This window comes from Stenotrophomonas sp. HMWF003 (genome assembly GCF_003061285.1).
Lineage (GTDB): Bacteria > Pseudomonadota > Gammaproteobacteria > Xanthomonadales > Xanthomonadaceae > Stenotrophomonas > Stenotrophomonas maltophilia_AP.
Genome location: NZ_QAIW01000298.1, coordinates 7,405 through 14,667, shown reverse-complemented (window position 1 = coordinate 14,667; position 7,263 = coordinate 7,405). Strand labels below are relative to the sequence as shown.

At 67.2% G+C, this 7,263-nt stretch carries 8 protein-coding genes; 2 read left to right on the top strand and 6 right to left on the bottom strand.

Going from position 1 to position 7,263, the window contains the following annotated elements; genetic code table 11:
• From DBR34_RS12255 to glnA, 4 genes are all read right to left on the bottom strand, one after another.
• A partial coding sequence (locus tag DBR34_RS12255) for an N-acetylmuramoyl-L-alanine amidase (RefSeq protein WP_146186831.1) occupies positions 1-676 on the bottom strand: 676 nt, incomplete at its 3' end.
• 238 nt (positions 677-914) lie between these two features.
• Positions 915-2,351, bottom strand: coding sequence for an ammonium transporter (gene amt, locus DBR34_RS12250; RefSeq protein ID WP_128096995.1), 1,437 nt, complete (start codon positions 2,349-2,351; stop codon positions 915-917).
• Between the two features lie 18 nt (positions 2,352-2,369).
• Positions 2,370-2,708: a P-II family nitrogen regulator gene (locus tag DBR34_RS12245; protein ID WP_026070924.1), complete on the bottom strand. Its 339-nt coding sequence runs from the start codon at positions 2,706-2,708 to the stop codon at positions 2,370-2,372.
• Between the two features lie 348 nt (positions 2,709-3,056).
• Complete coding sequence (gene glnA, locus DBR34_RS12240) at positions 3,057-4,466, bottom strand: type I glutamate--ammonia ligase (protein WP_038691327.1); 1,410 nt, start codon at positions 4,464-4,466, stop codon at positions 3,057-3,059.
• A 221-nt stretch (positions 4,467-4,687) separates the two neighbouring features.
• Between glnA and DBR34_RS12235 the strand changes: the two genes are divergently transcribed.
• Entirely contained in the window at positions 4,688-5,482 is a 795-nt protein-coding gene (locus DBR34_RS12235; RefSeq protein ID WP_128097001.1) for an undecaprenyl-diphosphate phosphatase, read from the top strand.
• A gap of 71 nt (positions 5,483-5,553) precedes the next feature.
• Entirely contained in the window at positions 5,554-6,393 is an 840-nt protein-coding gene (locus tag DBR34_RS12230; RefSeq protein WP_258223873.1) for an META and DUF4377 domain-containing protein, read from the top strand.
• A gap of 66 nt (positions 6,394-6,459) precedes the next feature.
• Here the strand turns inward: DBR34_RS12230 and DBR34_RS12225 are convergent, their stop codons facing one another.
• On the bottom strand, positions 6,460-7,071 hold the full coding sequence (locus DBR34_RS12225) for a YbhB/YbcL family Raf kinase inhibitor-like protein (protein ID WP_128096993.1): 612 nt from the start codon (positions 7,069-7,071) through the stop codon (positions 6,460-6,462).
• Positions 7,072-7,081: 10 nt separating this feature from the next.
• Positions 7,082-7,263: hypothetical protein (locus DBR34_RS22895; protein WP_258223872.1), on the bottom strand; the 182-nt coding region annotated here is incomplete at its 5' end.

Below are 7,263 nucleotides of genomic sequence, written 5' to 3'. Positions count from 1 at the left end.
GGTCATCGCGGCCGCGGAAGCGGCGATGGAACGCGCCGACGGCGGCATCGCGGTCGTCCAGCGGGTAACCGAAGGCCTGCAGCGCCAGGTACGCATCGAATCCCGCCGGTGCGGGGCCGTCGCTGTCGCGTGGCCACACGCCGAACCCGGCCTGGGCCAGCTGCTGCCAGGGGAAGAACCGGCTGGGGTCCTGCTTGCGGGTGGGGGCCAGGTCGGCATGCCCGATCACCTGCGTGCGCGGGATGCGCAGGCGCGTGCACAGGTCGTCCAGCAGGCGGATCACGGCGTCGATCTGCGCGGGCGCGAACGGGGTTTCGCCATCGTTGTCGATCTCGATGCCGATCGAGGTCGAGTTGAGATCGGTGAGCGTGCCCCAGCGGCCCGGCCCGGCGTGCCAGGCGCGGCGGTCGTCGCCCACCAGCTGGTAGATGTGGCCGTCGGCACCAACCAGATAGTGCGCGCTGACCTTGCCCCCGCTGTTGGCGCTGCGCAGGGTGTCCAGGCTTTCCTGCACCGAATGCTGGTCGGTGTGGTGCAGCACGATGATGACCGGGCTGCGGGCGTTGTAGTTGGCCGACGGTACCCAGCTGGCGAGCGGGCTGCGGATGCCGGGGCTGGTGCACGCGGCGAGCAGCAGGCAGGCGAACAGCGGCAGTACGGTGCGGAGGGGGCGCATGACCGCATTGTGCGGGATTCTGCGCGCGGTTGCCGGCGGGCGGGTGTGTCTGCGTGGGCGGTAGAGCTACGCCATGCGTGGCTGATTGCAGACGCCCAACAAAAAGCCGGCGACCCGAAGGCCGCCGGCGAAGGTACAGCTTCTCTCTCGCTTTTCTTGTTTCTTTCGTTGCCGGGCAGAGCCCGGCACTACGGTGGTTGGTTGCCGGGCAGAGCCCGGCACTACGTGCGGGTGGCGGTCAGGCCTCGTAGGCGGATTCGCCGTGCGAGGTGACGTCCAGGCCGGTGCGCTCGGCTTCTTCGGTGACGCGCAGGCCGAACACCATGCGTACCACCAGCAGGATCACCGCGGTGACCACGGCGCACCAGACGATGGTGAAGCCGACGCTGACCAGCTGCACCCAGACCTGGTGGCCGATGTCGAGATCGGCCTTGGTGCCGCCCAGCGACTGCGCGCTGAACACGCCGGTGAGCAGGGCGCCGACGATGCCGCCGATGCCGTGCACGCCGAATACGTCGGCGGTGTCATCCACGCGCAGCAGGCGCTTGAGACCGGTCACGCCCCACACGCAGACCACGCCGGCCACCAGGCCGATCACGATCGCGCCCAGCGGGCCGACGGTGCCGCAGGCCGGGGTGATGCCGACCAGGCCGGCCACCGCGCCGGACGCAGCGCCCAGCGCCGACGGCTTGCCCTTGCTCACCGCTTCCACCAGCGTCCAGCCCAGCACCGCGGCGGCGGTGGCCAGGATGGTGTTGAGGAAGGCCAGCGAGGCCACGGTGTCGGCGGCGGCGGCCGAGCCGGCGTTGAAGCCGAACCAGCCCACCCACAGCAGCATCGCGCCGATGTAGGTGAACGGCACGTTGTGCGGCTTCAACGCGGTCTGGCCGTAGCCGATGCGCTTGCCGACGAAGTACGCGCCGACCAGGCCGGCCACGCCGGCATTGATGTGGACCACGGTGCCACCGGCGAAATCGATCGCGCCCATCGCGCCCAGATAGCCGCCGCCCCACACGATGTGGGCCATTGGGATGTAGCTCAGGGTGAACCACAGCGCCGAGAACAGCAGCACTGCCTTGAACTTGATGCGCTCGGCGAAGGCGCCGACGATCAGCGCGGTGGTGATGCCGGCAAAGGTCGACTGGAAGGCGACGAACAGGTAGTCGGGCAGGCCCTTGATCGGGGTGTTGCCCACCGAATCGGGGGTAAAGCCCTTGAGGAAGGCGAACTCGGTGAACGAGCCGAAGAAGGCGTTGCCTTCACTGAACACCGCGCTGTAGCCGTAGGCCACCCACAGGATCAGGATCAGCGAGAACACCACCAGGATCTGGCTGAGGATGGACAGCACGTTCTTGGAGCGCACCAGGCCGCCATAGAACAGGGCCAGGCCGGGCACCACCATCAGCAGCACCAACAGGGTGGAGGTGAGCATCCAGGCGACGTCGCCGTGGTCGAAGCTGGGCGCGGCAGCGGCCGCGGCGTCGGCGACCGGTGCAGCCGGCGCGGCGGCAACGGGCAGCGGCTCGACCGCGACCGTCTCCGACGGTGCCGGGGTGACCTGCGCCTGGGCCTGCGCGGTGCTGGAGAACGCGCCAACGGCCAGCGCGCTGACCAGCATCAACAGGCACACGGCATGGAACCGGGCTTGCCACCCGGTGAACAAAGAGGTCTTCATTGTGGGCTCCGAGTGGGGTTAGAGCGCGTCAGCGCCGATTTCGCCGGTGCGGATGCGAACGACCTGTTCGACCGCGGTCACGAAGATCTTGCCGTCACCGATCTTGCCGGTGCCGGCCGCGTTCTGGATCGCTTCGACCACCGCGTCCAGGCGGTCGTCGGTGACCACGGTTTCGATCTTGATCTTCGGCAGGAAATCCACGACGTACTCCGCGCCGCGATACAACTCGGTGTGGCCCTTCTGGCGCCCGAAGCCTTTCACTTCGGTCACGGTGATGCCCGACACGCCCGCATCGGAGAGGGCCTCGCGGACCTCGTCGAGCTTGAACGGCCGGATGATGGCGGAGATCAGTTTCATGCGCATGTCCCGATGGTGGATGGAACCGGCGGTGTGTTGCTGGCCGGTGTCAGGTCAGCGGGCGGCCACTTGCACATGGCCGCCCCCTGGTGCGCCGAACGATGCATGGGCCTCGCCACTGCCGTGGTCCTTGCGGGCCACGGTAGCGGTGACGCGGGAGGGAGGAGGGGCCCATGGCACGCGTCCGGTCTCTCTTGCCCCTGGTGGTGCAGCGGACCAACGGTCCGCTCTACCTTCTGCAGCGGACCAACGGTCCGCTTTGCGGCGTGCCTTGCCGGCTCCCCAGCCGGAAAGGCGGTGACGATGACGAAGGTGGGAGGGAGGTCCTTCGTCATCGTCACCGGTTGCTCAGTTGGCGTAGTACATCTGGTACTCGAGCGGGTGCGTGGCGGCGCGGAAGCGGGTCACTTCCTGCATCTTCAGCGCGATGTAGCCGTCGATGAAGTCGTCGCTCATCACGCCGCCGGCCTTGAGGAACTCGCGGTCCTTGTCCAGCGCTTCCAGGGCCTGGTCCAGCGAGGAGCAGACCTGCGGGATCAGCTTCTCTTCTTCCGGCGGCAGGTCGTACAGGTCCTTGTCGCTCGGTGCGCCCGGGTCGATCTGGTTCCGGATGCCGTCCAGGCCGGCCATCATCAGCACGGTGAAGGTCAGGTAGCCGGACTGGATCGGATCGGGGAAACGCATTTCGATGCGGCGCGCCTTCGGGTTGGACACCCACGGAATGCGGCACGATGCCGAGCGGTTGCGGGCCGAGTAGGCCAGCATCACCGGGGCTTCGAAGCCCGGGACCAGGCGCTTGTAGCTGTTGGTGCCGGAGTTGGCGAAGGCGTTGATGGCCTTGGCGTGCTTGAAGATGCCGCCGATGTACCACAGCGCCATCTGGCTCAGGCCGCCGTAGCCGTCGCCGGAGAACAGGTTGGTGCCGCCCTTGGACAGCGACTGGTGCACGTGCATGCCGCTGCCGTTGTCACCGACGATCGGCTTGGGCATGAAGGTGGCGGTCTTGCCGTTGCGGTGGGCGACGTTCTTGATGACGTGCTTCATGCGCAGCAGTTCGTCGGCCTTCTGCACCAGGGTGCTGAACTTGGTGCCGATCTCGCACTGGCCGGCAGTGGCCACTTCGTGGTGCTGCACTTCCACTTCGATGCCGACCTGTTCCAGGGTCTTGCACATTTCCGCGCGCAGGTCGTGCAGCGAGTCGGTCGGCGGCACGGGGAAATACCCGCCCTTCACCGCCGGACGGTAGCCGCTGTTGGCGCCGTCGTACTTGTCACCGGTGCTCCACGCGGCTTCTTCGGAATCGATCTTGAAGAAGGTGTGGCCCATGTCGTTGGCGAAGCGGACCGAGTCGAAGATGAAGAACTCCGGCTCCGGGCCGAAGAAGGCCTGCTCGGCGATGCCGGAGGACTTCAGGTAGGCCTCGGCGCGCTTGGCGATGCCGCGCGGGCAGCGGCCATACGGCTGCATGGTGGCCGGGTCGAGGATGTCGCAGCTGATCACCAGGGTCGGGTCGGCGTAGAACGGGTCGATGTAGGCGCTGGCCGGGTCCGGGAGCAGGACCATGTCCGATTCGTTGATGCCTTTCCAGCCAGCGATCGAGCTGCCATCGAACATCTTGCCTTCTTCAAACAGCGACGGCTCGACGATGCTCACCGGGAAGGTGACGTGCTGTTCGATACCGCGCATGTCGACGAAACGCAGGTCGATGAACTCGATCTGGTTGTCCTTGATCAGCTTCTCAACGTTTTCCACGGACATCGGTGAAACCCTCGGATGGATGATTGCGTAAGGGGATAGAGCAATCGCCGTGCCAACTTTTGAATCTTCACAAGCCGTTGATTTCATTGGGGGCGCACCCGGCCCGCCGCGGAAGCGGCCGCACCACATCGGTGCAACGGCCGCACCACGCACACATTTGGTGCGGCGTTTGATGTTTTATGCTCTACCGCGATTTCATCCATTCCGAGTCCCAGCACCCGATGTCCGATCTGCTCTCTGCCCTGTTGTTGGGCATCCTCGAAGGCCTCACCGAATTCCTCCCGATCTCCAGCACCGGCCACCTGCTGATTGCCCAGCACTGGCTGGGCGCGCGCTCGGATTTCTTCAACATCGTGATCCAGGCCGGTGCGATCCTGGCCATCACCCTGGTATTCCGCCAGCGGCTGTGGACGCTGGCCACCGGCCTGCACGAGCGCGCCAACCGCGACTACGTGATGAAGCTGGGCACCGCCTTCCTGGTCACGGCCGTGGTCGGCCTGCCGGTGCGCCTGGCGGGCTGGGAACTGCCCGAGACGGTCACCCCGGTTGCCTGGGCGCTGATCATCGGCGGCATCTGGATGATCCTGGTGGAAACCTACACCGCCCGCCTGCCCGATCGCGACGAGGTGACCTGGAAGGTGGCCATCCTGGTCGGCCTGGCGCAGGTGGTGGCCGGGGTGTTCCCGGGCACCTCGCGCTCGGCGGCGGCGATCTTCGTGGCCATGCTGTTTGGCCTGAGCCGACGCGCGGCAGCCACCGAGTTCGTGTTCCTGGTGGGCATTCCCACCATGTTCGCCGCCAGTGCCTATGCGTTCCTGGAAATGGCCAAGGACGGCAAGCTCGGCAACGAGAACTGGACCGACGTGGGCGTGGCCTTCCTTGCCGCCGCCGTCACCGGCTTCGTCGTAGTGAAGTGGCTGCTGGGCTATATCAAGTCACACAAATTCACCGCGTTTGCGTTCTATCGCATCGCACTGGGCGCGGCCCTGCTGCTGTGGTTGCCTGCTGGCAACTGAACACCGCCGTGCCTGCCTGACCCCGTTTCATACGCTGCACCGTTTTTCCCCGGGTTCCCAAGGAGATGTCCATGAACCGCACCCGCACCCTGATGCTGATCCTGCCGCTGGCCCTGATGGCCGCCTGCAGCAACCCGTCCACCAACGCACCGGCCGGTAGCGGCAGCGACGACCTCGCCCCCGCGCCGACCGCTGCCGCCACTACCCAGGCCGCGGCCAAGCTGGACGTGCAGCGCCTGCAGGGCAACCACTGGCTGCTCGACAGCGCCACCGATGCCAGCGGCAAGCGCGTGGACGCCCTGTTTGCCCGTGCCGACAAGCCGGTCACGCTGGACTTCCACGATGGCCGCCTGTCGGTCAGCAACACCTGCAACCGCATGGGCGGCGGCTATACCCTGGCCGACGGCACCCTGACCGTGTCGCCGATGGCGTCGACCATGATGGCCTGCACCGACAAGGCGCTGATGGCGCTGGACCAGGCCGTGGGGTCGCGGCTGGAAGGCGCGCTCAAGGCCGAACTGGCCGGCCAGGGCCAGCTGACACTGCGCACCGCCGCCGGCGACGTGCTGGTCTTCAACCCCGAGCCGACCGCCGAGACCCGCTACGGCGGCGAAGGCGAGACGGTGTTCCTGGAAGTGGCCGCGAAGACCAAGCCGTGCTCGCACCCGATGATCCCGGACATGCAGTGCCTGCAGACCCGCGAAGTGTCGTTCGATGACAAGGGCCTCAAGCAGGGTACCCCGGGCGCGTTCGAGAACTTCTACGGCACCATCGAGGGCTACACGCACGAAGACGGCGTGCGCAACGTGGTGCGCGTGAAGCGCTACAAGATCTCCAACCCGCCGGCCGACGGCTCGTCGCTGGCGTATGTGCTCGACATGGTGGTCGAGTCGGAAACAGTCAACAACTGAAACGCGGAAGGGCGGCCAGAGGCCGCCCTTCTTCGTTTTACCACCGGATCGTGTGTGCCGGGTGGATCAACCCAGCGCCGGGTTCAACGTGTAGGTGCCATGCAGCGCCGCCTCGGCCAGCACATGACCGTGCATCGCCCGGTGCACATCGGCAGCGGTGAACGGCGTCGGCAGGTCCAGCTGCGCCACGTCGAGTGCGAACAGCCGGAAGAAATACCGGTGCACGCGTTCGTCGTTGAACGGCGGGTACGGGCCGTCGTAGCCCAGGTACTGGCCGGCCATGTCCGGGTTGCCGGCAAACCAGCCGGTGAAGTCATTCAGGCCCTGCCGCGACCCGGCCGGACCGGCCGGCGTGGTCTTGCCCTTGACCGTGAAGCCTTCGCTGCAGCTGCCGGCCGCGATCTCGCGCACCGCGGTCGGAATGTCCGCCATGGCCCAGTGCACGAAGTCCGCGCGCGGCTGGTCACGGGGCACCGTGCAGTCGTGCCGTCCCACCGTGTCCGGTACGGTCGGCACATCCGGGTCAACGCACAGCAGGGCGAACGAACGGGTGCCCTCGGGCACCTCGCTCCAGGCCAGCGGAGGGTTGCGGTTGGGGGCGAAGCCGGCGGCGTCGCCCGCGGCGAATTCCGCCGCGATCGGGTGGCCGTTCTGGAGGCTGATACTGCTCAGGCGCATCTGGGAATCCTCACTCTTCCGGGTAGCCAAGGCGGACCGCGACCGGCGTCAGCAGGGCGAACGGCGCGGCCATCACGTCGCGGTACTGGCGCCAGTGGCCGGCAGGCAGGCGCGCCGGGCCCAGCGTGGGCGCCGGCGGGAAGCGCATGCCGAACAGGCGGCCGAGGTGCTCGGCCATCACCGCCGGGTCGT

What these genes read in the sequence shown, in the direction of transcription:
- DBR34_RS12230 (WP_258223873.1), top strand. Translation starts at nt 5,554, where the DNA reads ATGAACCGCACCCGCACCCTGATGCTGATCCTGCCGCTGGCCCTGATG.
- amt (WP_128096995.1), bottom strand. Translation starts at nt 2,351, where the DNA reads ATGAAGACCTCTTTGTTCACCGGGTGGCAAGCCCGGTTCCATGCCGTG.
- glnA (WP_038691327.1), bottom strand. Translation starts at nt 4,466, where the DNA reads ATGTCCGTGGAAAACGTTGAGAAGCTGATCAAGGACAACCAGATCGAG.
- DBR34_RS12245 (WP_026070924.1), bottom strand. Translation starts at nt 2,708, where the DNA reads ATGAAACTGATCTCCGCCATCATCCGGCCGTTCAAGCTCGACGAGGTC.
- DBR34_RS12235 (WP_128097001.1), top strand. Translation starts at nt 4,688, where the DNA reads ATGTCCGATCTGCTCTCTGCCCTGTTGTTGGGCATCCTCGAAGGCCTC.
- DBR34_RS12225 (WP_128096993.1), bottom strand. Translation starts at nt 7,071, where the DNA reads ATGCGCCTGAGCAGTATCAGCCTCCAGAACGGCCACCCGATCGCGGCG.